20 protein-coding genes and 1 tRNA gene are annotated in these 25,536 nt (G+C 40.5%); 8 read left to right on the top strand and 13 right to left on the bottom strand.

Annotated features, from left to right (window positions below):
- Positions 1–253 precede the first annotated feature (253 nt).
- A complete protein-coding gene (locus G622_RS25705; protein WP_155831449.1) occupies positions 254–430 on the top strand; it encodes a hypothetical protein in 177 nt (58 codons plus the stop codon).
- A 270-nt stretch (positions 431–700) separates the two neighbouring features.
- Here G622_RS25705 and G622_RS0109745 read toward each other — a convergent pair whose 3' ends face one another.
- The 3 genes from G622_RS0109745 to G622_RS0109755 all read right to left on the bottom strand — a co-directional run bounded on the left by G622_RS0109745 (position 701) and on the right by G622_RS0109755 (position 2,748).
- Positions 701–1,021, bottom strand: a complete 321-nt coding sequence (locus tag G622_RS0109745) for a hypothetical protein (protein ID WP_026510563.1) — start codon at positions 1,019–1,021, stop codon at positions 701–703.
- Between the two features lie 48 nt (positions 1,022–1,069).
- The gene (locus tag G622_RS0109750) at positions 1,070–2,002 is read right to left on the bottom strand and encodes a DUF5688 family protein (protein WP_155831450.1); all 933 of its coding nucleotides are present in this window, start codon (positions 2,000–2,002) and stop codon (positions 1,070–1,072) included.
- 461 nt (positions 2,003–2,463) lie between these two features.
- On the bottom strand, positions 2,464–2,748 hold the full coding sequence (locus G622_RS0109755; RefSeq protein ID WP_026510565.1) for a hypothetical protein: 285 nt from the start codon (positions 2,746–2,748) through the stop codon (positions 2,464–2,466).
- Positions 2,749–2,886: 138 nt separating this feature from the next.
- Here G622_RS0109755 and G622_RS0109760 point away from each other — a divergent pair, with 138 nt between their 5' ends.
- Positions 2,887–3,150 carry a hypothetical protein gene (locus G622_RS0109760; protein ID WP_044957449.1) on the top strand — a complete coding sequence of 88 codons (264 nt, stop codon included), beginning with the start codon at positions 2,887–2,889 and terminating at the stop codon, positions 3,148–3,150.
- A 247-nt stretch (positions 3,151–3,397) separates the two neighbouring features.
- Here the strand turns inward: G622_RS0109760 and G622_RS0109765 are convergent, their stop codons facing one another.
- From G622_RS0109765 to G622_RS24575, 3 genes are all read right to left on the bottom strand, one after another.
- Positions 3,398–5,014, bottom strand: a complete 1,617-nt coding sequence (locus G622_RS0109765) for a hypothetical protein (RefSeq protein WP_026510567.1) — start codon at positions 5,012–5,014, stop codon at positions 3,398–3,400.
- Entirely contained in the window at positions 5,007–5,735 is a 729-nt protein-coding gene (locus G622_RS0109770) for a hypothetical protein (protein ID WP_026510568.1), read from the bottom strand. The genes G622_RS0109765 and G622_RS0109770 overlap by 8 nt, the downstream gene beginning before the upstream one ends.
- Positions 5,736–6,135: 400 nt before the next feature.
- Positions 6,136–7,140, bottom strand: a complete 1,005-nt coding sequence (locus G622_RS24575) for a helix-turn-helix domain-containing protein (RefSeq protein WP_049945776.1) — start codon at positions 7,138–7,140, stop codon at positions 6,136–6,138.
- A gap of 203 nt (positions 7,141–7,343) precedes the next feature.
- On the opposite strand from G622_RS24575, the gene G622_RS0109780 reads away from it, so the two are divergent.
- From G622_RS0109780 to G622_RS0109790, 3 genes are all read left to right on the top strand, one after another.
- Positions 7,344–7,631 carry a DUF6291 domain-containing protein gene (locus G622_RS0109780; protein WP_026510569.1) on the top strand — a complete coding sequence of 96 codons (288 nt, stop codon included), beginning with the start codon at positions 7,344–7,346 and terminating at the stop codon, positions 7,629–7,631.
- A 142-nt stretch (positions 7,632–7,773) separates the two neighbouring features.
- Positions 7,774–8,613, top strand: a complete 840-nt coding sequence (locus tag G622_RS0109785; protein WP_026510570.1) for a toprim domain-containing protein — start codon at positions 7,774–7,776, stop codon at positions 8,611–8,613.
- A 97-nt stretch (positions 8,614–8,710) separates the two neighbouring features.
- On the top strand, positions 8,711–9,979 hold the full coding sequence (locus tag G622_RS0109790; RefSeq protein WP_026510571.1) for a tyrosine-type recombinase/integrase: 1,269 nt from the start codon (positions 8,711–8,713) through the stop codon (positions 9,977–9,979).
- Between the two features lie 83 nt (positions 9,980–10,062).
- On the opposite strand, the gene G622_RS0109795 is transcribed toward G622_RS0109790, so the two are convergent.
- Positions 10,063–10,135: transfer RNA gene (locus G622_RS0109795), tRNA-Thr, on the bottom strand.
- Between the two features lie 396 nt (positions 10,136–10,531).
- Here G622_RS0109795 and G622_RS0109800 point away from each other — a divergent pair.
- The gene (locus tag G622_RS0109800; protein ID WP_242832989.1) at positions 10,532–11,650 is read left to right on the top strand and encodes a substrate-binding domain-containing protein; all 1,119 of its coding nucleotides are present in this window, start codon (positions 10,532–10,534) and stop codon (positions 11,648–11,650) included.
- Between the two features lie 209 nt (positions 11,651–11,859).
- On the opposite strand, the gene G622_RS0109805 is transcribed toward G622_RS0109800, so the two are convergent.
- The 4 genes from G622_RS0109805 to G622_RS0109820 form a co-directional block, all read right to left on the bottom strand.
- Positions 11,860–13,497: an ABC transporter substrate binding protein gene (locus tag G622_RS0109805; protein WP_026510573.1), complete on the bottom strand. Its 1,638-nt coding sequence runs from the start codon at positions 13,495–13,497 to the stop codon at positions 11,860–11,862.
- Positions 13,498–13,538: 41 nt separating this feature from the next.
- Positions 13,539–14,054 carry a DUF4364 family protein gene (locus G622_RS0109810; protein ID WP_026510574.1) on the bottom strand — a complete coding sequence of 172 codons (516 nt, stop codon included), beginning with the start codon at positions 14,052–14,054 and terminating at the stop codon, positions 13,539–13,541.
- A gap of 65 nt (positions 14,055–14,119) precedes the next feature.
- Positions 14,120–15,949, bottom strand: a complete 1,830-nt coding sequence (locus tag G622_RS22430) for a DUF5722 domain-containing protein (protein ID WP_049945777.1) — start codon at positions 15,947–15,949, stop codon at positions 14,120–14,122.
- Complete coding sequence (locus G622_RS0109820) at positions 15,946–17,289, bottom strand: replication-associated recombination protein A (RefSeq protein ID WP_026510575.1); 1,344 nt, start codon at positions 17,287–17,289, stop codon at positions 15,946–15,948. Before G622_RS0109820 ends, G622_RS22430 begins: the two co-directional genes overlap by 4 nt.
- Positions 17,290–17,359: 70 nt before the next feature.
- Between G622_RS0109820 and G622_RS0109825 the strand changes: the two genes are divergently transcribed.
- Positions 17,360–18,229, top strand: a complete 870-nt coding sequence (locus G622_RS0109825; protein WP_026510576.1) for an ROK family protein — start codon at positions 17,360–17,362, stop codon at positions 18,227–18,229.
- A 387-nt stretch (positions 18,230–18,616) separates the two neighbouring features.
- On the opposite strand, the gene G622_RS0109830 is transcribed toward G622_RS0109825, so the two are convergent.
- Complete coding sequence (locus G622_RS0109830; protein WP_026510577.1) at positions 18,617–22,414, bottom strand: hypothetical protein; 3,798 nt, start codon at positions 22,412–22,414, stop codon at positions 18,617–18,619.
- Positions 22,415–22,448: 34 nt separating this feature from the next.
- Positions 22,449–24,569, bottom strand: coding sequence for an efflux RND transporter permease subunit (locus tag G622_RS0109835; protein ID WP_026510578.1), 2,121 nt, complete (start codon positions 24,567–24,569; stop codon positions 22,449–22,451).
- Between the two features lie 326 nt (positions 24,570–24,895).
- On the opposite strand from G622_RS0109835, the gene G622_RS0109840 reads away from it, so the two are divergent.
- On the top strand, positions 24,896–25,501 hold the full coding sequence (locus tag G622_RS0109840; RefSeq protein WP_026510579.1) for a TetR/AcrR family transcriptional regulator: 606 nt from the start codon (positions 24,896–24,898) through the stop codon (positions 25,499–25,501).
- The last annotated feature ends 35 nt before the right edge of the window (positions 25,502–25,536 follow it).

The following is a 25,536-nucleotide window of genomic DNA, read 5'->3' on the forward strand; positions in this document are numbered from 1 at the left end:
ATTTTACAATATGTTTGGAATTAAAACAATGATATTTTTGTAAAAATAGGGTGTACCCAGTATTGACAAAAGAGAAGAACAGATGTATGAGCTGCTTATGGTATTTTGTCTAAAATATTAGGTTTTATGCGAGTTATTGTACCTGAGAGGATCAAAAATTTAAGCTTTTTACAGCTATGGATAATCAGGCAGGACGGATTTTCCATAATTTGTAGAGCAGGATATAAATTGCATACGAAAGGAGCAAAAAAATATGAATATAGTAACGATATGGAAACTATTGATAACACTTCATCTGGGCGTACTGTTAGGGTGTTTCTTCGCGGTGCTTGCCGGTTATGCTGGTGCTGCTTTCGGAAGCATTCTGGCCGGAGTAATCTTTTTTATCTGGGACATTACCGATATAGATCAAGAAGATAACCATTTTTAGTCCTTGCGCAACGGTTCCAGAAGATAACGGACGTTACTTAATAGTTTAAGAGATAAAGCACCCTGAGCTCTCCACGGAGAAGAAGGGTGCTTTAATTCATTATATGAGCACAAAAAAGCCGCAATACAATTTTTTGTGAATTAATTAGGGTAAACTCATCTGAAAACAGATTTACATGAGAAACGGCATATGATAGGCTGCTACGAGGCAGGGACCGCACTTATGCCCCCTGCCTTGTGAGCCTAATATCATATGCCGAAGAGGCTCATGTCAATCTGATTTTTCCATTTCCTCCACCTCTATCTGGCTGTCCGTAAAAAGATACGATTTAGCCAGATAGAATTCAGTTTCTCCGCCCTCCTGCTTTTCTCCCGATTTCCTGCACTTTCTCCGCTTCCATAACCTAGTCGCTATTCCATGCTCTCCTTTACGGATTCTGTATTTCACACCTTTTCGCCTGCCGATCACTTCCCATCCCTTTAGGGTATGCAAAGGGATATCCTCCCCATTATCAATCATTTCAATAATCTGCATTTCCGTGAATATATTATTATCTAGCGCAACCTGTGCAATTATCTGCTGATTTGTCATATTATCTATCCTTTCTGCCCGTAAGGCCGATAGCACAGCCTGTATCTGTTAAGCTACTCTCTCATTCACTTCAACTCTGGCAAGACCATTTTCTGCTGAATATCTGTAAATGGAATCACTGAGCTTGTCTTCTTCAGATACAGTTGTTGCATTGACTTCCCTGACCATATTTTTCAGATCTTTAACCTGAATACAGTTCTTATCAGGGATTATCAGAACCTCATGTACAGATGAAGGTAAAATAAAAAAGCCCTCTCCGAGCTTTTCAATGATCTCATTCATCATGTTCTTATCCAGAAGTGCTGCTGCTCCATATACGTTTCTTTTGTTTGAAAGTACATAGAAGGTATCATCTACAGGAAACATCTCAGCTCTCATTTCACTGAATTCATCAAGCGGCATCATGGCTCTCAGCACTTCTCCTATACTGCTCAGCTTAGCAGGAAGTATTCTTGGAAGATTCTCGATTGCATCTGTGTGCAATTTTTCTTCATCCATTCCCCAGGCTCCCATCATCTGTTCTGATATCGGAATACTCATTCCTTCATTCATATCCAGCGCATATATCACAGCAAGATCCTCGATGATCCTATGCGGTCTTTCTGAAAGAAGTTCCTCGTTCATATCTGCATTCACGAGTCTCGGAACAACCTTGCCTCTGCATGCCTCATAATCTGTAATATAAGAAACATCGATATTGCTGATTTCATGCTCGACTCTGAGTGCAGCTATATCTCTCATCACATCTTCAAATGCTTTTCCGTTCTCATGATCCCTGAAAAATCCTTCAAGATAAATGTTCGGAGCAATATTCGAATCCTCCTTTTTGACCACTATACCTGTCAGTCTCTGGTCATTATTCTTCACAACTTCCTTGAGTTCTACAACTGCACCTTCATACTCTGCAGGTAAATATGACACGATATTCTTTACAACTTCATTCTTGAAATCCATAAAATCTGAAATAACCATTCTATTCATTATCTTTTTATCCTTTCTTTTATGATGCGAAGCATCCAATAAACAATATGTTCCTTAAACTGTCACCCCGTCGGGGCTTCTGATGCATGGCATATGGCTATTCTCCTTTCAATGTGCTCTGCGACTGCTTTTGCAGAGTGTCTAAGATGGATGGGACGGAAACCGCAAGGGCGCAACTGCGCTCCGTATTACCCTTGCGGTTTTGGTCCCGGACATCTAACGTCGCATAAAGCTGTCGTGCACATGAAAGGAGTGCCTGTATGCAATACAGAAGTCCCGATGGGTATGAAGCAGAACATATCCCACCACATCACTACTTCTCTCTCCTTTTCCCAAACCTTCTCAATCAACATAAGGAGGGAGTTTGAGGGCGGGGCGCTTGGGGTGTCGGGGCGCCCTCAATAAGGCGGAGGGCAAAAAAAGAGGACTCTCGAAGGAATCCTCCTGCTGTGGAGCTATGTTCAGCGCTCTATGAAGCTTTCGCTCAGAGAGATGATGGATCCGACCAGCTTCTCAAGCTTATCACCCATGCTCTTGCATGATTGGCATTTCTTCCGTCCCTGACATACTTTTATCAGATATTTGAGCGCGCTTCCGTGGTTATCATGGCGGCTGAAGACAAATTTCACCTTTTCTTCGTCAAGTTCCTCGTAGAGATCCTCTGATGTGAAGATTGTCTCAAGGTTTGTTGCTTCGATAACGATATCCTCTTTTCCGATTTCAACTGAGTTAATTTCTACTATCATTTCTGATTCTCCTTTCGAATTGGGCTGTTAGCCATTTTTGCTGGCATCGACGATGGGAAGCGCAGCTTAGGAAGTGACGGATACAAGGACGGCAACGCCGCAACGTTTATCCTTGTATCCATAGCTCACGACCGCCCCATGATGCCCTGTGCAAAAAGGCAGACCATTCGACAGGAGAATCACGATAGCAGAAATAACGCAGGCATCGGAAAAAGGATTCGTGAAGCAACATACCTGAAATCTTCCAGAGAAGATTTGCGTGGAACTGACAGAAGAAAAGAGTACGTTCTGAATTGCCTTGATACGGAAGCCGCCATATATCGGTATGTTCCGGAAGAAGATATCCATTCATGCATGGGTGTGAAGCAGCTGGGCGGAGATATCATCTGCAAAAGCAAGTAGACCCTGAACATGCAACTGCAGTGAGATTCCAGGAAGTCCTCTTCTGCCAAAGCCTCTTCAAGGCAACGCCTTTGCGTTGCTTCCTTTACTAGGGGTTCCCCGGGGAACCGATGGAGAAGGGATCGGATTGACTGCTTGCTTGCCCGATTTAAGGAAGATGTTTAAAAACATCTTCCAGGGCAAAGTGGTCTGGGAGGCGGGCAGACCAACGCCGAATGGCGGTGCTGGGAATGGTACAAGAAGGAAATCACAAATCATCAGTATCCCAAACAACCATGACTGGTCTTGCTTCACCATCTACCGATTTCTTCTTTTGATAGTAAATCATATGCAACGGTTCAAGATTTTTGATCAGATTATGAGAAACATGCATTTGATCCACAGCCTTTAATGATCCTGTCATATCATAATCGATTGACAAAGCTCTATGCGTATTTTCCGTCCCTATCGTAGTTCCAATAATACCGTTTATCATATCCACGTCCTCCGGATCGCTTACACGAAGGCATGCAAGCTGCCCCATATTGTTATTAAGCTGATGCTTCAGCGTATCTGTGTCGGAATATAAATCGGAAGGTCCCTGAGTTGAGATTATAAACTGATAACCCATGGATGCAGATGTATTAAAAAATACTTTTGTAAGATCAGCATTTATGTAATATGATGCTTCATCGAATATCACAGTCTTTCTTTTATCAGAATCCGAAAAGGCAACCATACAATGCTGTAGTTCAGCCATAATGCACGCACCGCCAAGCATTTTCACTGAATCTGCTGCAGATGAACCATTGAGATCAAAATAAATAACTGCATCTGTTTTAAAGGCATCTGTAATTGTGATTTTCTTTTTATTTGGTGTGGGTAAAAAGACTGAACTGCAGGCATCTACAACATCATCAAGATTTGCACTGTCATTTACCGCCACATCAGCATACCTATGAATTCTACTATCCGTAAGTTTTCTATATTCTTCTTCTGTTATTATTTCTTTATCGAGTAACTGATTAGCATATCCTTTATAAGCATCCCAGTCATATAATTTAAGGATATTGCTTATTGAAACAGTTTCTTTGCCTTTCCTAATCAGTTTAAAAATAGACATTACCCACTGCACGAAGTTTTTACGATAATACTCGGAGTCAAAATCAAGCATTCCTGACAGCGCATTCCTCATCTCATCTTTTTTCAAGTGCTTAAAAGGATTGTACTGACACCTATCTTTTACTGATTCATCCATAGAAACAACATATAACTTTCTTCCAGTCGCTTTACACAGTTTACGCAGATATGCTAGCTGGCTATGTTTGTCTCCTGAAGCTGGCTTTGCACTAACTACCACCAACAATTCCTTATTCCTTTTTGTAAGGATGAACTTCATGATATGATTTATTGCAACTCCTTTTCCAGTCCGGGTTGCTCCAAATAGCAGCATATGAGATCTGTCCGTATAGTCGAAAGATCCTATTGGGAGAAGTTCATTCCTCATATCTCGCTCATTTTCAATTATCCAATCATCTACACCTTCAGATATTCTGTTTCCAAGAAATAAAAATGCCAAGCTATAAAAATCAGCAATGAGTATTCTAGCAGGATCAACATGCAAAAGATTCCTTATGTAACTCAGATATGGCCTTATAAAATCCACAACCGAAAAATCCGAAAAGGCTATCCATAGAAAAGATATAATCAGTATTCCTACGTGCCCTAGAATAATATGTATCCTTTTGGTGTCTTTCGATTCAAGATATTTGCTCACAAGAATAAATACAAGTGTATAGATTGTACTCAGAATTGAGATAATCCCCATCCCGATCATCATTCTTTTTTGAAAGTCTTTAATCCTCAATGGATCAATTTTAATCATCTAATCTTACCTCCATGATCTTTCTTGTTCTTGGTAAAGGAATTCCTCGCACCGGCTCCATTCTTGGTGAGTTCAACATTCTATTGAATAAAGAGATTTCTTGTTTCATTTCTTCGATAGTCATCACTCTACAGTACCGTGTTACGTTATATTTTTCAGCCAATTGTAAGAGTCTTTTATTTAGTCCTTTTTTATGATCTGGTATAATCCATGTCTGTCTGCCATAGTTTTTAATATTGCTTTTAAAATTCTCCTCCAGCCTTGATTTCCCGCCATATGATGATGTAGCCTTACTAGAAATCTCCACTTCAAGACATTGATGCGACGTATAAACAATATCCGGTCTATGCCCGGTGTTCTTAAATTCTGACAGTGAATTGATCTCATGATCAAATAACATTTCCATGATGCTTCTGTCACTTCTTGCATAGATCCAGCACGCAGCTTCTGTTACCAGTTCTTCATGCTCTGACTTTATTCCACGCATCTCGTATGGTTTTCTTGTCCGTTCTAGTTCGCTTAAACCTTTCATTGTTAATGCGTAAGCTTTATGTGCTCCTATCCATCCTGAATAGATATATCCTTCTTCAATCAGTTTATTTAAGCGTTTCCGCATGACAGAGGAGTCTCTAAATCCTGCCAATAATGTTAATTGCTCGACATTCGCAAGATTTACTTTGTCCAGTATCCCCAAGATAAAAAAATCTTTGTATTTAAGCATGTATTTCTCTCCTATACCATTTGTGAACCGACCCACGCCCCTGCCATGACAATTCGCCCGGCAGATTTCATTAACATAGTTATGACCATGAATACCTTCAGGTCATACTTTGTATACATATTCTCGTTGCCGGGCTGAGGTCTCGGGTGATTATGAAGCCGAGACCTCAGCCAGACAGCAGAATATGTATATCTATGACATGATTTTGCCCAGTCATATGCCCAGCGGGCGGCAATAATAACGGCAGGGGCGTGGGCAAAATTGAAACAATAAAAAAATTGGAAAAAATATGTTCTGACAAGAACAGATGTGATATACTATCGTGTGCGAGACGGCAGTATACATCTGATGTATATTGTCATTGATGGAGAGATTATTGCCGTAATCTCTCCATCAATTTTTAATCCTTTTTTCTATTAGCCTCTTCATCTGCCTCAATTACATATTTTCTGATATGATCTCTTTCAGTTTGACTTGAATATCCATCACCTAGTTCATGATTTTTTCTATCATAGTGAAGTTTCATATCATCACCAAGCTTTATCCCCTTTCTATCCTTCATCATAATTTTTGCAATCTCTCTTTTTTGATTTTCTGTAAAAACATCCCAGTTTTTGATTTCCACTATTCCACTTTTAGGGATACCAAAGCCCTCGAATCCTATACTATCCGTATACATACATAAATCCATGAAGTAATTTAGATTTTCTCTCTCCATCTTTTCATCATCTGTTAGTTCTTCTATACCATTCGCAATGTCCAATGATCTTTCAATCTCATCCTTTAATACTCCAGGGTCTATTTTTGCCGTAACATCGCTTAAATCCATTAACTGTATCTGGATATGCATCAGTATATTTTTCATCCACTTTTGCATTTCATGATATGTTATAGTCCTGCTGATTCCCTTATATGTGACAACATAGTATACAAATGCATCTTCTTTACATAGATCGATAAGTTCAGCCAACTGTTGTTCATAAATAATATCCGTTACATTATCATCGCATTCGGACAATATCGTGAATGGAGTTAAACCTTCTTTACTTGGATTATATTGATATATTACATCTTTAATCTTAGCTCTCAATTTTATCTCAGCGCCAAGAGAAATCAGCAAACTCCTTAATCTCATAAACTGAGTTTTCTGTGCAGCCAAATCCGGAACATCATCGGTATATCTAAAATCATTACGTATATCCGTTTCACCATTAATATATTTTTCAGATACTCCGAATATTGATGCCAACACTTTTACTTTTGCATCCGGTATTTTATCACCATTTTCATAATGACTTAGCGTTATTCTATTAACGCCTAACAGTTGCATCAGTTGTTTCCTTTCTATTCCAGAATGAATTATTAGTTCCTTTAATCTTTTTCCTCTTTCTGAATTATCTGCCATACTGTCCTCCTGACATTTTGTCTCTTATTATTATATTTCCTTATTATCATTATACATCAACGCTAGCTATTAGTAAAGTCAATTGTAACGATTTATACTTATTTTGTATTTTTAGCATAATATTTTAATTGACTTCCAGAATTAAGAAATGTAAGATACAAATATATACATTTAGTTATAAATATGTATAGGAGGTGGCACATATGATAAAAAAAATAATCCCCCACAAACCCGCCAAGTGGTTCCCCTGTCTGGGAGCATGGGAGGCTCAGTTGGCCTTACTCACTGATGAGCAAGTTGGCATTCTTCTTAAATCAGCTCTTAATTACCTGAACACAGGAGAATGCCCTTCATTCGATGATCAACTTCTTGCCTTCGCTTTTTCGAGCTTCGCTGATGAAATCCAAAAAAGCCAAGCTGCGTTCGATAAAAAGAGGCTTGGCGGCCAAAAAGGGGGCATAAATTCTGGAATTGCTAGAAGTACCATGTGACCCAACCGCTCCATAAAGGACAGACAATGCAGTATCCTAATATAAGCTCAGGATACCTTAGGATACTGCACCATATGGAACACATACACCACAAAGATTACAAAGATAAACGGAAATGAAAAGAATATGAAGGAGGATATATATGAAGTTCACTAAAGAACAACTCGCAGAGGCACGCAAGACCAACCTGTACGATTATATGTTGGCCAACCATGGCGATATGGTCATCAAGGTCGGGAATAGCCTCAGATTTGCCTCAAACCATTCCGTGAGCATAAAATACGGATATTCAGGATTTTACGATTTCGCGAATGGAAATAGTGGTAATAGCATCGATTTTCTTGTAAAATACCTAGACTACTCGATATCCGATGCAGTATTTGCACTCATTAATAGCTCTAACCAAGTCTCATCATCCAGTACAACAGCAATTCAACAATCAATAAAAGCAGGTTTCCCAAGGCAGGGCAGTAATGCTGCACGAAAAGTAATTGATTACCTAAAGAATCGTGGACTAGATGAACCTCTTATTTTAAACCTTTTAAAAGCTGGTCTTCTCTATCAAGACGATCATAGCAATGCAGTGTTCATCAACAGAGAACGTACGTATGCGGAAATACGCGGCACCCAAGGCACCTCATTTAAAAGTCAAAGAAAGCCAGCTGGCTCAGACAAATTCTGGTATTTTAATCCCCCAAACAGTAGTGTTTTTCCGCAAGAATGCTACATATGTGAATCGTGCATAGATGCGATGTCTCTTTTTACACTACTTCAGAAAAACGCATTCTACATAAGTATAGGCGGCGTTGGTAACAAGCAAGCTATCGACACAATAAAGCAACTACCAATTAAGCCTATATTAGCAGTGGATAATGACATTGCTGGTGATAACTGTAGACAGCAAAATGCTGATATGGCTCACATTGTCCCCAAATTTAAAGACTGGAATGAAGACTTAATTGCTCTGCGGGGGAATGATTGAAGGGGTGTAGAATATTTCTTTCATTACCGTTTCGTATATAGCGTTGTCAATGAATTTGTCTAAACAGATACCATCGTGAAAGGAGGCATTTATCATCATGAAATCAAAAAACAAAAAAAATGCTTCCTTTCATGAAAAAAACAAAGCTCCCTGTTATGATGATATACTATCTGCAGAGAGTGCTGAAATAGACAATATGAAAAATCAGTATGAAGCAAAGAAACGTGTTTTTAAAGTAAAGGAGGCATTAACACCCTACAAACGAGAAGGAAGCAAATTTATCACTTATGACAAAACAAATAGCACCTATAAAATAAGAATCCCGAAAGATTTACGAACAGACAGTCGGAGCAAAATAACCGCGAAGTCTGAACAGGAAGCGTATGATAAGTTTTATACCTATCTTTACGGTGAGAACCCAGCCACTATCAGTAGTCTATATGAAAAAGTTATTGATTTAAAACAATCCGATCCCGATATTTCATCACAGACTATTGATCGCTACAACCAGCTTTGGAACAAATATTATGCAGGCTCAGAAATTTCAGATCGGTCAATAAAAGAGCTCAAAGCATCCGAGCTAAAGACATTTTTTAAGGATATTTGCAGTGGAAGATCCATAAGCAGAAAAAATTTTAATAATATCAAAACCATCATGAATATGATCTATGATTTTGCTGTTGAAAACGATCTAACAAGAGATAATCTTAGCAGATCTTTAAACTGTAAGGATTTGAAATTCAAAGCTGTTGATAATAGCAATGACAGATACACCAATGAGGAAAGATTAGCAATTCTTGATGTTCTCGCATCCATTCTAAATAAATCAGCCTATTTATTTGCTATTGAGCTTATGTTCTGCCTTTGTATAAGAATCGGTGAATTAAAGGCACTTCGGTGGAGTGATGTTAATTTTCGTGATAAAACAATCAATATTTCTCGTGAAATTGTTCTAAGGAAAGGACCAGATGGCAAAAATCATCCCGTTGAATTACCCCATACTAAAGGCGGTGAACATGGAGCCAGAATACTTCCTTTATCAGAAAGAGCTCTTTCTATCCTTTATTGCCTCAGAAATCAACCTATTGTGTATGAGCATATCGCTTGTACCCAACAAGGCAATCCACTCAATACAGGGCATTTCAATGATCATCTGAAGGATGTAACAGCAAAAGCAGGTGTGCCATACCGTTCATCACACAAGATCCGTTTTTGGAGCGTATCAGAACTAGCTAGAGCTACAGGTGGAGATTTGCAAACTGTAATGTATGCAGCAGGTCATGTAGATAAAAATACTACCCTTCACTACATCAGAGCCGTTAAGAAAGATACACAGTTTGACGCCATTCGGTCTTGTTTTGGTTAAATAACAATAAAGACCACTCAAAGACCACTCATTTTAGGCATAAAAAATCCCTTAAACCCAGATGAATACTGGATTTAAGGGCGAGCTGGCAACGGGAATCGGACCCGTGACCTCCGCACTACCAATGCGACGCACTACCGACTGTGCTATGCCAGCAATCCGTGACTCAAATCAGTCACAAATGATATTTTAACAATCACAAAGTCTATTGTCAACACATTATTGTATAGTCTTAAAGATATTTATGATATTTTCATTAAGTTTAATGAAAGGCTATGGTTTTATATACATCCAAAATATATGATATAGATAGGATACTTTGTTTGCAGATGTTTAGAATCGAAAGTTTTTTGGAGGAACGAAGCAATTCTTATCATCAGTGCGGAGGAAAATTCGCTTTCGACTATAACATCATTTAATATATCAAAATCCAATGTCTTGATGTAATAAAGGTAACTTTTAAACTTTCACAAGTATATTACGACTATGTTAAAGCGATTATATTTATTCGTATTCACAATTATATTATTTTCATTTCTTTCCTCCGGGTGTATGAAGGAAACGTCAAGCGTCAATTCATCCAAATCGAAAGAAGACAAACCGGAAATTGTGGACACTCATTCAGATGACGGTCGCACAGTTGTTGGTATTTCTATGCCCGATGTCCTACTAGAGCGTTGGAATCATGACGGTGTTTTTCTCCAGGACCAGTTCACCAAAAGAGGTTGTGAGGTAATAATTAAATATGCAAACAATCTTATTGATACTCAGGTAAGTGACCTCAGAAGTATGATATCCGAAGGTGCTGATATACTTGTCATCACTCCGGTTGACGGCACTGCTCTTTCGACTGTTCTTGACGAAGCAAAGTCAGCCAACGTCAGAGTAATCGCCTATGACAGACTTATCATGGACTCTGATGCCGTAGATTATTATGTTTCATTCGATAATTACATGGTGGGAGTGCTTCAGGCAAATTATATTATCAAAGCCCTTCGACTTGATACTACAAGAAGAGCAAAAAATATAGAATTTGTTTCAGGTGATCCTGTTGATAATAATGCCAGGTATTTCTACCGCGGAGCAATAGATACTTTAAAGCCCTATCTTGATTCAGGCAAATTAACAGTTTTATCTGCCCAGCGCGACTTCTATGAAACATCAACAGCCCAGTGGTCAACAGATATTGCCAAGCAGCGTCTTCAGATCATTCTTAATTCATATTATCCCGATGGGATTGTTTTAGATGCAGTTCTTTGCGCAAATGATTCAACCGCCCTTGGCGCAGCAAGAGCCATTGAGGCAGATTATCATGAGTCAAACCGTGTTGTTCTCACCGGACAGGACGGCGATATTGCCAATATTTACAATATTATAAATGGCACACAGAGCATGACAGTTTATAAGGCATTAAGAAATGAATCCGTTGTAGCTGTAACTCTCGGTATGTCATTGTTATCAGGAAAAAAGCCGACAGAAAATCTTATAAAGGAATCCGAATGGGATTTTGATTGCACGTACAATACCTCAGATTATAACAATGGCACAAAGGTTATTCCTTCATACCTTTTGCAGCCGATTTCCATAACAGCAGACAATCTGGAGCAGGAACTATTCGATACAGGATACTATAGTCGCAATCATGCAGGACTTATATATGCAGCCGAATAATAAACATTTTCATAATACAGCTGCAGTTTAAGGCTTTGTCTATTATGGCTGATTTAGGCATTTTCTCCATAAATCATTTCATCGATGCAGATTTATGACACTCGCTATTACACCTAATATTGGCATTTTCTCCAAATATCATTTCATCGATGCAGATTTAAGTCACTGTCTACTATACCAAGTAGTGATTTTTTTCATATATTAAACCATCAGGTCTTATTCATGCTGCTATATAGAGTGTATCCGTTTCTTCCATTCTCTTTAGTTACGTACAGCGCGCTGTCTGCACATTCCATGAGCTTGTTCGGATCAGTAGTATCAAGGGGATATATAGCGCAGCCTATACTGACTGTCAGAGTAATTTCCCCTTCTGATGTTTTAAAAGGTGCCTTGGTGCTTTTCAAAATATCAGTACATATCTTTTTGGCCGTTTCCTTTGAAGGTGATGTAAATATTCCGCAGAACTCATCCCCTCCGAGCCTTGCAAACACTACTCTTTTGTCGGACAGTTTCTTTAGTCTCTCTGCAACTCCAACAATTATCTCATCGCCCACTTTATGACCATAGGTATCATTGATATCCTTAAAATAATCCACATCCAGCATGATCAGTCCAAATTCCTGATTAGCCAGAATTGCCTGATTTATATCCTCCATCATGCTCTTTCTGTTGGGCATTTGGGTAAGGAAATCGGTTCGTATCGTCTTTCTGCTTTGGGAATTAACCCTGTTAAGAAGCAATATGATTATTATCATCAGCACTATTATTACTATCACAAGGTTACTGAGCAGAGTATTTTCACGGTAAAATTTTGCAAAATTATCATGTTCATTAATCACTACAGACTCCTTGGGAAGCTCCTTATAACCTATTCCAAATCTGTCCATTCTACTCTGTTCAAAAAACGGCGTAGTAACTCTTGATGAAACAAGCGGAATACTGTTAGCAGAAGCTCCGCTAAGAATTCTTTTGGCAACATCTCCAGCTATTCTTCCTGCTTCATAGTATGAGTATGAGATACCACCGAAAACCCCATGCTCAATATTGGCAGATGTCAGCCTGAATATCGGCACATTGGGCGCATAATTGGATATAAAATCAGAGGCATGCTGCAAAGAGTATGCCCTTTTTTGACCATCTATTGAAAAATCGAGAAAAAGAATAATATCATCCTTTCCCAGATTCCCAAGAACTTCCTTTATACCGTTTGCCGTATAATAGGATGTATTTATGACTCTGCTGCTGATTTCCGGGTGATTATCCCTGAACTTCATGAATTCCACATAATCGCCCTGTCCGGCAACAGATGAATCCACGATAACATTTATACGATTTCTTGTAGGGAAAAGTTTCTTCATAAGAGCATAATTTCCCTCAAAATCCAGGCTCTCGGAAATGCCTGTTGCATTTCTCATAGCTGCAGCAGTAACCGCTTCAGTCATATTGTTAACCCCAAGGAAAACCAGCGGGGTATCAGGAAACAGTTCACTTCTGTTATTGATGGCATACCTGAGAGCAGGATCATCTGCCACCACAATAAGATCATAGTTTCTGATTGAAAAAATTTTATACCTTATGAATTTGTCAAAATTCTGTATATCAAGCCCACCGTAGTACTTATCAGCATCCATAAACTCGTAGCTGATATCCACGTTGACTCCCTCCATACCTTTTTCAAAACCTTCAAGCTGCTGCGGAACAGCATCATTGGAAAAACCATAAGATGATATGAAAAGAATGCGAAATTGCCGTTCTAAGTCATCCTCTGCGCTGACTGTTAGCGCAGAAGCGACAAAAAGTAAAAAGACAATGTATGAAATTAGAAAACACTGCCTAAAGTATCTCATATATTAATCTTATACCAAATTGGCACTAAACAATATAAAAGTTACATTAATTCTGTTAAAAGATAACGATAAACTGATGAATTTTTCTTTTTCCAGTTCTCACAGACCTCCATGGCTGCTTCTTCTGACCAAAGCGGGAACGAAATATCGACAAGTGTTTTTCCTGCCTCAGTTGCTTTGAGGTAAACCGTGTACTCATTTTCACCGGTCCTGTCATAATAAGCTCCGATGGCAGTCTCATCCCTCATTCTCATGCCATTTACCTTGAAGAATTCATCTATTTCATCTTTTATTGAAGGATTTATCCTGTTTCCAAAAAATTCCAGAGTCTCATTACCTGCATCTGTAAGTCTTAAATAAGTTCTGTTACCTTCGCTTTTCTCCGAGATCAGATCAGATTCCGCCAGCTCACTGAATACTTCCTGTAGCGTCAGGAAATTTGTGTATTCTTTTTCCAGTATGTAATCATAAATCTGTGCCTTGCTAAGACGCCCCTCTGACTTGCTAAGCATATAAAGCACTATCATCTTGTATAAAGTCAGATATTGTGAACTCATATTTATCCTCTCTAAAATTTCATAAACCGGTTTAGCTGTTTTTATATTTCCTAGTGCTGCTGTCATTAAAAATTCTTACCCACAATTTCTCTGGCAAAAGAAATGTACTGTTCCCTCTGCGGTGTGTCCATGTATTTGTAGACATCATAGGAAAACTTATGTCCTCCTCCGGATGTGCACAGTCCCATAGCCAGTCCGTCATGGGCTATTTCCTCAGCAGCATCGGTCTGTCTTGAAAACATGATCGCATCAAGATTAGGATTTGCCTCAACCTTGCTATATGCATAAGCCAGGGCAGCTGCCTGAAGTGTATCCCCTTTGGTGGAGGTATATCCCACTTCGCTAAGTATTATAGACCTAACTTTGCCATTGTAAAGCATCGAATCACCGTTCATATAATCCGTAAGTACATTAATATTTTTCATGGTGATAAACGATGTATCCGCGGAATCCGAAACCAGCTTGTGTCCGTTCCAAAATGCCACATCATAAAGAGGTACGGTGTATGGATGGTGTGCCAGGCCCCAGTTGATATCTCCATAATTTTTCAGTGAAGCTGCAAATGTATCAAGCATATCTCTGCCATCATAATCAGGATTTCCCTTGAGGTTCCTGTCCCATTGCTGGTCGATTGGAATATACACCTTGGCCCCTGCGTTTGTGCTTTTTATGGCATTGTAAAAAACTCTGAAGGCCCTGGCGTAAGCTGCCGTATAGGCTCCTACGTCTGTCTGCGCCATGTAATTCCACTCTTTTCTGGCATTAACTTCGTTTCCAATTATCCACATGGACACGCTGCCATGACCGGAACCGGAATACCTTCCCGCAAGGAAGGATGCAATGGCGGCAATGGCGTTTACACCGCTCTCATCAGTTGCATTAAACATATAATATGGTGCCGTTGAGCCTCCTCTTCCGGCAGGATGTGTCACTTCAGGAAAAACTGAAGGAGATACATCATTTAAAACTATTGCTGCAATATCTATGCCTTTTGCATTAAGATTTGTAAAAAGATAATCATATTCATTCAGAATTCTCTGATTAAAATGATATGTCACTCCGTTATAGCTGTAGGAAACTGAGCCTTCCGCTGTGGGTGAAAGCATTCTGTTAAGAGGAATATTGTAGGTCGCATAATTGACACCAAGATCCCCTACCTCATTAAGCCTTGAAGGGTCGATTAAAAGTCCCTTCTTGGAACTCTGCTGCATTCCACCGTAATTGTGAGCGGCAACAGCCTCCGGATTGGTAATATAACTTGCATGAGAGACCGTTTTATACTGATCGTCCTTTTTAATTGCGACAATAAACTTTTTGAAAAGTCTAGAGGATGCCTCTCCCTTATTAAGTGCGGCTTTCAATGTGATTTCTTTATCCTTGTAAGTCTTGGATATAGGCTCTGCCTCAGCATCAAAATCATCCTCATAGGTTGCAGCATCAAACAGATAATAGTACTTATCATCCGAAGTAGGAATCGCTTCTGCAACGCCCACAACCTCAACTTTTCCACTCTCGCCGATCGTGCAGCTATCCAGCTTCACATATTCTGAAAGGCTTTCATCAGGTACATCCACAGTTTCCGGTCTTTCATCCAAAGCTTTTTTTACTCTCTCTCCGGAAGCTGTTATAGCCTTTAAGGCTTCTTCACTAAGGTAGCTTTTCTCCTTAGGGCTCTCCTGAACCTGGATTTCTTTTGGTTCTTTAACTTCAACCTGCTCTGTTCCTTTTTCCGGAAAAATATAGGCAAATACTCCGGATACACAAGCCACTGAAACCACCAGTGCGAGCACAGCCACAATACTTAAAACAATGCTTATCCTCCTCATTTTTTTTGGAGATATATTCCTTACATTTCTCAGAAATACTTTTATCTTATCAGAAAAGGGATTTCTCAATCTTGCTCCTTCTGCTTTTTAGCCTGTTCCTTTAAAAACTTCATGTGTTCCTTGATTTTGACTTCATACCCATTACCTGAAGGACTGTAGAACTCTTTCCCGTTGAGCTCATAGGGAAGATACTGTTGTTCCACATAATTATTGGGATAGTCATGGGCATACTTATACCCTATGCCATGCCCGAGTTTTGATGCAGATTTGTAATGAGCATCCTGAAGATGCGACGGAATAGGAAGATTTCCTGTATTTTTAACTGTATCCATAGCACTAAAAATTGCCTCCACAGCTGCGTTGCTCTTAGGCGCAGTCGCTATATAACTTGCTGCCTGAGATAAATTAATCTGACACTCCGGCATACCAATTCTCTCTGTTGCAAGAAAAGCGGCAACTGCTACCTGAAGCGCCTGAGGATCAGCATTTCCCACATCCTCAGAAGCGCAGATAACCATTCTTCTTGCTATAAATTTGGGGTCCTCCCCCGCGTTTAACATCCTTGCAAGGTAGTAAACTGCAGCATCCGGGTCAGAGCCACGCATACTTTTTATAAATGCAGATATTGTGTCATAGTGATTATCGCCATCTTTGTCATATCTGGCCACTCTCTTCTGTATGCACTCCTCTGCCACTTCTCTGGTTATGTGGATTTTTCCATCCTCACTTCTATTAGTGGTCATAACGCCAAGCTCAATGGCATTTAAGGCGTGCCTTGCGTCGCCGTCTGCAATTTCAGCAAGGAACTCCTCTGCCTCAGGCTCCAAAACTGCATCATAGGATCCCATACCGTTAACTGTATCGTTTATGGCCCTTCTCATCAAAGCCTTAATGTCCTCAGATGAAAGAGGCTGAAGCTCAAATATAACAGATCTGGAAATAAGCGCTCCGTTTACCTCGAAATAAGGATTCTCAGTGGTCGCTCCGATGAGAATCACCGTTCCATCCTCTACAAAAGGAAGCAGATAATCCTGCTGCCCCTTATTAAAACGATGTATCTCATCTATAAAAAGGATAGTTTTGCGACCGTAGCCCCCAAGGTTCTGCTTAGCCTTTGCAACTACTTCCTCCATATCCTTTTTCCCTGCCACAGTGGCATTTAACTGCATAAACTCGGCTTTCGTAGTATTGGCAATAACCTTAGCCAATGTGGTCTTACCTGTTCCGGGCGGTCCATATAAAATTATCGAACTGATCTTGTCAGCTTTAATGGCACGATAAAGAAGCTTGTCCTTACCAATAATATGCTGCTGTCCAACGACCTCATCAAGGGTCTTGGGGCGCATTCTTGCGGCAAGCGGTGACTCTTTATTCATGCTTTTTTCTCTTGCATATTCAAATAAATCCATAGTGCATTTATTCTACTATATTTGTTATAATTATTCCAATCGTCAATTTTATTTTTTTGGGAGGTATTTTATGTTATACGGAGCACTCGAAGCGGGCGGAACCAAAATGGTTTGCGCTATCGGTAATGAAAACGGAGAAATCCTTGAGCAGGTTAAGTTCCCCACAGAAACACCGGAAACTACCATGCCTCAGATATTTGACTATTTTAAGGGGAAAGACATCAAAGCACTTGGTATAGCATGCTTTGGTCCTATCGATCTCAGAACCGATTCTCCTACCTACGGCAGCATCACTTCCACACCCAAGAAGGGATGGTCAGGTTACAACATTGTGAAGGCTGCGAAGGAGGCACTTGGTATCCCTGTTGGTTTTGATACTGATGTGAATGGTTCACTTTTAGGGGAAGTTACATGGGGATGCGCAAAGGGTCTTTCTGATGCCATCTATCTCACAATTGGTACAGGTATCGGCGGCGGTATCATGACAAATGGCAAGCTTCTTCACGGCATGCTTCATCCCGAGGCAGGACACCTTCGTCTTCCTCGTTTAAAAAATGATCCCGGAAAGAGCGTATGCCCTTATCACGACAATTGTTTCGAAGGCCTTGCTTCCGGTCCTTCAATCAAAGCACGTTGGGGAAAAACTGCCGACCTGCTTACAGATAATAATGAAGTTTGGGAGATTGAAGCTGAGTATATAGCAACCGCACTTATGGACTATGCTGTAATTCTAAGTCCCAAGAAGATCATTCTCGGCGGCGGTGTTATGCATCAGGAACAGCTTTTCCCTATGATAAGAGCAAAGTTCAAGGAACTTGTAAACGGATACATTGTGACAGATGAGATGAATCATCTCGATGACTACATTGTTCCTGCCAGCCTCAATGATGATCAGGGCATCATGGGTGCTGTAAAACTGGCTATGGATGCATGTGAATAATTACTGTAACATTACTTGCTGTAACTTTACTTGATGCAACTTTACTTGCTGTAACTTTACTCATTAAGGTTTTTTTACTTTTGAAAGAGTTGCAAGTTAAGTGTCTAAGTTTTTTACTTTTATTAAAATCTGGAAATTTTTACATCTGTACATAAATAAAACTTCTCACTCGGTATATAGGACAATCCCTATATGATCCGAGTGGGAAGCTTTTCTATTATTAGTCATTTATACAAATATAAATATTGTATCGCTTGTAATTCTTACCAAACCGGTGCATCACATATTCCTGCTTGATATTCTACCGCATTTGCTGTTTTTTCATTTTGCGGTAGAAGTTTCAGGCATGTTTACTTGTACACTGGTTCATTTATTGTAAAACTATCTTTAGTCTGCCTTTACAGGGGCTGTTCTGATAATGAACTGTACTGAGCTGGGTTCATCTTCGTTTGCTCCTGAGAATGAGGTATAGCTCTGAGAAGCTTCATCAATAGCTTTAAGTCTGTCTGTCACTGAGAGAAGATCTTCATCTACAGTGCTTGTAAGCTTCTGGATACCGTCTTCATCGAACTCAACCATACCGTCTGCAAGTTTTCTTGCGCCGTCTTTAAGTTCTACTGCACCATCCTTAAGCTCTGCTACGCCGTCTTTGAGTTTTCCAGCACCATCATCAAGCTGACCTGCGCCATCATCAAGTTTTACAGCGCCATCCTTAAGCTCTGCTACACCATCATCAAGCTTAACAGTTCCATCATAGAGTGTGCCGACTCCATCATTGAGCTTTCCTGCTCCATCATTGAGCTTTCCTGCTCCATCATCGAGCTGACCTATGCCATCCTTGAGTTCCTTCACACCATCATCAAGTTTTCCGGCGCCGTCATTAAGCTTTCCTGCTCCATCGTCGAGCTTTCCTGCTCCGTCTTTGAGTGAGCCAACACCGGTATCAAGCTTTCCTGCTCCGTCATCAAGCTGAGCTGCACCTGTCTTTAACTGTGTAGCGCCATCCTTTAACTGCTTAGCGCCTGCTGCCAGCTGTGTTCCGCCATCTTTTAATGCTTTGCTATTATCATTAAGCTGCTTTGCACCATCAGCGAGCTGAGCTGCTCCAAGCTTCAGCTGTCCAAGACCTGTTGACAGGCTCTTTCCACCTTCATCAAGCTTTATCAGTCCGTTGTTATAAAGCTGGTTTGCACCTTGGGCAACCTGTGCTGCACCCTGATCGAGCTGAAGGATTGGCCCGGGATTTGTTTCTGAACCGTATAACTCATTTAATGTACTCTGTGTCTGTACAAGTGACTGATAAGTTGCATTTATTGTAGCAATAGCTGTTGTTCCTGACTGAGTGGGCTTCTGAACATTATTAACTATTTCTCCCAGAGCTGCCTGATACTTCTGAATTGCTTCATATCTCTTTGCTTCCCTTTGCTGGGGATCAGTGGTCTGGGCTGCTTGAGCTGCTGCCGTATCACCTTCACTCATGTATCCCTGGACTGCTCTTCCCCATGCCTTAGTATACTGCTCAAATGCAGCCTTCTGTCCATCTCCTGTTGTCGCATAGAGCGCCTGCTGAGCAGTTGCCTTTATTGCCTTCCATTCGTCTACTGATTTTCCTGTAATTGCTGCAATAACTGCCATCTCCTCATCATCAGAGTATTGCTCAACATCTCCAACCTCAGCATTTAAGGTTACAGCTTCAGCATTCTCTTCACTTGTCTGAGTTGCTACGACGCCATCATTTCCGGCTTCACCAGTCTCTTCTGCTACATTCTCCTGTGAATCCTGAACAGATTCTACAGGCTGACTGTTTTCACTGCTCTGAGCTGCATCATTATTGTCTGATGTATCCTGAGCGGTTGCAGCTTCAGTATTTCCTGCAGTTTGCACATTTGAAGCAGTTTCAGTATTGTCTACAGGAGCTGTGCTCTCACTATTTGCTGCAGAAGCTTCAGATGCAGCATTACTGTTTTCGCCTGATGCTGCAGGCTCTGCATTGTTCCCGGAAGGTGCTGCATTTTCATTAGCATCCTGATCAGATTCGTTTGCCGGTACAGAACCATCGTTATTATTCTGTGCTGATTCATCTGCAGGTGCTGCACCATCGTTATTACCCTGTGCTGATTCATCTGCAGGTGCTGCACCATCGTTATTACCCTGTGCTGAATCGTTTGCAGGTACTGTGCCATCGTTATTATTCTGCGCAGATCCATCTGTACTCTGTCCATTTACATCCCGGAGTGCTTTTGAATATTCATCAGCCTTCTTCTCAGCTGCATCAGCCTTTGCCTCGGCTTCATCTACTTTCTTTTCTGCTTCCTCTGCTCTCTTCTCTGCCTCATCTGCTCTCTTTACCTCAGCAGCGATGCTGTCAGCATATAAATCAAGAATCTTACCCGTTATCTCATCAACAAGAGCAGATGCATCAGCTGAACTTGTGTTAGAAGCATTAAGTGCTTCTACGTTAAGAGCTGCATTACTCTGAAGAGCAAATCCGAACTGATTGGCAAAAGCTGCAACCGCCGCATCAACGCTACTCTTCTTTATTCCAAGTTCCTCTGAAAGCTGTGAAAGTCCCTGGCTTACCTGCGCGGAGCCTTCCATAAGTGCCTTACCGCCGTCTTTTGCCTGGGTTATGCCACTTGATAAAGTCCCTGCACCATTCACCAGTTGTCCTGCTCCGGTATTTAAACTGTTTGCACCACCATAAAGCTGTTCTACGCCATTGGTATAAGTTCCTATGCCTGTGCTGAGAGTTGTAGCTCCGTCTGAAAGGGTAGCTGTTCCATCTGCCAGATCACTTGCACCTGTCTTAAGTTTTCCTGTACCATCCTTGAGCTCTCCGGTTCCTGTTTTAAGGTCTCCGGCTCCTTTCTTGAGGTCTCCTGTACCGCGCTTTAAGTCTGAAGTTCCCTTTGCAAGTTCCTTGGTTCCATTCTTAAGATCGCCTGCACCTGTCTTAAGTTTTCCTGTACCATCCTTAAGATCACCGGTTCCCTTTGCAAGTTCAGAAGTACCATCCTTTAACTGGGAAGCTCCATCCTTAAGCTGAGAAGTGCCATCCTTAAGCTCTCCTGTTCCTTTGACAAGATCTCCTGTGCCATCCTTAAGCTCTTTTGTTCCGTCCTTAAGATCTACTGTTCCATCATAGAGCTCGTTTGTTCCATCCACAAGTTTATCTGTTCCGTCTGCCAGCTCACCTGAACCGTCACGAAGCTTTGTTGATGCATCTGAAAGCTCGTCCATATCATCATTTAAGTCATCGATCTTATCTGAGTTGTAAATTTTATCAAGGCCAAGGTCAGCCACTACATTTGCACTTGCCATTGACACTGTCATCGGAAGCTCGAAATCCTGAACATCTGCGGTGATTTCAACATAATCAGGAATATCCACTTCATCTTCGTCAATATCGTTTTCCTTAAGCTTCTCATCATCTATCTTAAGAGAATCCTTAAGTCCGGGCATTGCGACGCCAACAACAACATAGTTGTTTGCATCTGATATTACTTTACCGTTTGATACCTTTACGTTAGCGAATTTTTCATTATCCAGCATGGTTCCGGAAATCATTGTGAACGGCACATCAATGTTTTCCTTTTCACCGTCTATCTCAACTTCCTTTGTAAGACTGTTTGTGTAATCAAAACGGATCTTAACGCTTCCGCTTTTTCCTGCAATATCTTCAGCCTTCATCTGCTTTCCATCGAGTTCATAGGTGACCTTCACACCAATAGGCACATCCTCTGTAGGAGTTCCCTGATAATAAATATCTGCACCCTCGGCATCCCAGGTTACTGTTCCATCGCCATTGTCTTTAAAAGATTCAGTTCCTTTTACATTGACAATATCTTTAAGATTTGTTTTATCTGTAAGCTGTTTATCTCCTGTAGCGTTTTTCAGCCAGTTGCTTACAACAACCTCATCAACCTTGCCGTCCGCATCAGTCATTACATAAACAGTTTCTTCTTTTCCGCTCTCAGCATTTTCCTTTTTTCCGGTAAAAGCTGTCTTGGTCATGGTATCGACAAGCTCTTCCTCCTCAGGAGTTTCCTCAGAAACATCCTGAACCTGAGCAGTTTCTTCTGAGTTGTCTTTATTTTTTCCAAGTCCGCAGCCTGTCATTGTAGAAAAGGCAAGTGCGAATGCAGTAAATACTGATGTAGCTTTAAGTAAATTCTTCTTATACATAACTAATCCTCTTTTCCTAAAAAACTTTTCCTAATCAGGCATGTTTAATTTCCGGAGTCTTACTTATTTTTCTCTCCTTATCCATTTTGATACAGTTAAGCATTCCCCATGTTGTCCTGATGATCAGTCCGTCGAAAATCATGTACATGGAAGGAAGTACAAAAATAACAACTACCATGCTGATAAGTGCACCTCTTGCCATCAGAAAGCAAAGAGATCCGATCATATCAACGCTGGAAACCAGTCCTACGCCGAAGGTTGCAGCAAAGAAGCTAAGTGCACTTACTATTATTGATTTCATGCTTGTCGAAAGTGCTATTCGTGTTGCCTGCTTTTTGCTCTGTCCGTCTTTTCTCTCCTTGCAATAACGTGTTGTCATAAGGATTGCATAGTCAACAGTTGCACCGAGCTGAATTGTTCCGATTACGACCGAAGATATAAATGGTATTACGGTTCCGGTAAATCCCGGGATTCCCATATTTATGAAAATCGCAAACTCAATTACTGCCACAAGTATAAACGGCAGGGAGATTGACTTCATTACCAGTGCTATTATAAGGAAAACACATCCGATTGAAACAACGCTTACGGTCTTAAAGTCCTTATCTGTTATCGTGATAAGATCCTTTGTACAGGGTGCTTCACCAACTACCATTGCTGAAGGGCTGTATTTTTTTACTATTGAATTAACTCTGTCTATCTGTGTATTTACTTCATCAGAAGCTGTCTTATATTCACTTGTGAGCATAAGCATCTGGTACTGATCGCTTGAAAGCTCATCTCTAAGCTCAGAAGGAATCATATCCCTTGGAAGACTGGGGCCTACCAAAGCATCAAGGCCAAGTACCGCATCAACTCCGTCTACGCTCTTTAGTTCCTTTACCATTCCCTGCATCGTTGCCGAATCAAGATTAGCATCAGCAAGAATCATGTAGGTTGTGTTTGTCTCAAAATTCTTTTCAAGTTCTATCATGGCCTGTCTGCTGGGAAGCTTATCCGGCAATGTCTCAGACAGATCATAATAAACAACTGCATGTTTATATCCCCAAAGAGCCGGAGGTAGCAGACACAGGAAAATGACTCCGAACACTATAGCGTGTCTGGAAATCCATCTCGGGATCTTTGTAAACTCCTGTACAACAGGCTTATGCTTTGTTTTTACAATAATCTTATCTGCTATAAGAATCATGGAAGGAAGAACTGTTACACAGGCTATAACGCCGAAAATAACGCCCTTTGCCATGACAATTCCAAGATCAAGACCGATTGTGAAGCTCATAAAACAAAGAGCTACGAAACCGGCTATTGTGGTGATTGAAGATCCGATGACTGACTGGAAAGTAGCACATATGGCATTTGCCATTGCTTCCTTCTTATCGTCAGTGCCTTTTTCAATTTCTTCCTGATAACTGTGCCACAGGAATATTGAATAATCCAAAGTTACACCCAGCTGAAGAACTGCGCTGAGAGATTTCGTAAGGAAAGATATCTCACCAAGGAAAATATTCGTTCCCATATTAAACATTATAGCAATTCCTATGCTCGCCAGAAAGAAGAAAGGTATTAAATATGAATCCATTGTAAGTGACAGAACAATTACTGCCAAAAGGACTGCCATACCAACATATATCGGTGTCTCCTTCTCAGTCAGGTTCTTGGTATCAAGAACGATGGCTGCCATACCTGAAAGGAAGCATTTCTCATTTGCTATCTTCCTTATATTAGTGATTGCATCCATGGTTCCGTCACCGGATGTGGTGTCATCAAAAATGATGAACATCATCTGCGCATCACCGGTTCCAAGAGCCTCCGTAAGTTTATCAGGAAGCATCTCCTTCGGAATCGTGTAATCCATGAAGGAGTCATACCACAGAACCTTCTTAACATGTTCCACTTTTTCTATATCTGATTTCAGGGCGGCTATATCCTTGTCAGCCATCCCCTCTACTACGAAAAGCGAATACGCTCCGGTTCCGAACTGATCCATGAGGATGTCCTGCCCTTTCATGGTCTCAATTTCGCCGGGCAGATATGAAAGAATATCATAATTGACTCTCGTAGCTGCCATTCCCGCAAGGCACGGAATCATCAGTGCGATGCTGGCAATCAGTATTATGAATCTTGATTTTACTATTGCCTTTGACAAAAACTTCATAACATTTCCCTCGCAAAAAATATTTTTTATGACCGCTGGTCATTTTTTATATTTTATGTTATACTCCAAAAATGACCGATGGTCAATATTTAATTTTGAGAAAAGGTTATAGATATAAAATAGCAATACGGATGCTCGCATCCAGGATTGCTGTTTTATATCTATAACTTTGGCGAATAGCCAAAGCGAGGGAATGCTTTGCATTTCCGAGCCTTTTCTCAAAATTATGGTATATCTGTCATCATCGGATGCTTACATCCAGGATTGTATTTAAGGATATTTGTTTTTTATAGGTGAATTACTTCTCTTTATGGTAGGATGTAGATATGGGAAAATGGGACGAAAATAAAAAATTGAAATTTGATTCTTTACTAAACACCTCCTTTGAGTTATTTACTTCTAAAGGAATTAATCAGACTTCTATTTCTGATATTGTAAAAAAAGCAGGCGTTGCAAAGGGAACCTTCTATCTGTATTTCAAAGATAAATATGATATAAGGAATCGTTTGATTGCCCGAAAATCCAATCAGCTTTTTGGAATAGCCTACGAGCAGCTGCTAAACGAAAACCTGACAACTGTTGAAGATAAGATAATCTTTATGATGAAACATATACTTCTTGAGTTATCAAACAACCACATGCTTCTTTCTCTTATTTATAAGGATCTTAGCTGGGCTCTGTTTAAGGAAGCCATGACCAATAATACTCCTGATGATTCTGAGCGGGATTTCCTTGGGATTATCACAGAGATGTTCAAGGAATCAGAAGTTAAATACAGGAATCCCGAACTCATGATGTTTATTATCGTCGAGATGGTCAGTTCCGCAGGCTATAGCTCCATAATCTACAAACAGCCTCAGCCTCTCGAAGATCTTTTACCCGAACTTGAATATGCCGTGCGCGGCATCATGCGTGAGTATGAATTAAAATAACATTAAATGAACCCCCGCGTTGGCAAGACGTGGGG

Source organism: Butyrivibrio sp. LC3010, from assembly GCF_000424385.1.
Taxonomy (GTDB): Bacteria; Bacillota; Clostridia; order Lachnospirales; family Lachnospiraceae; genus Butyrivibrio.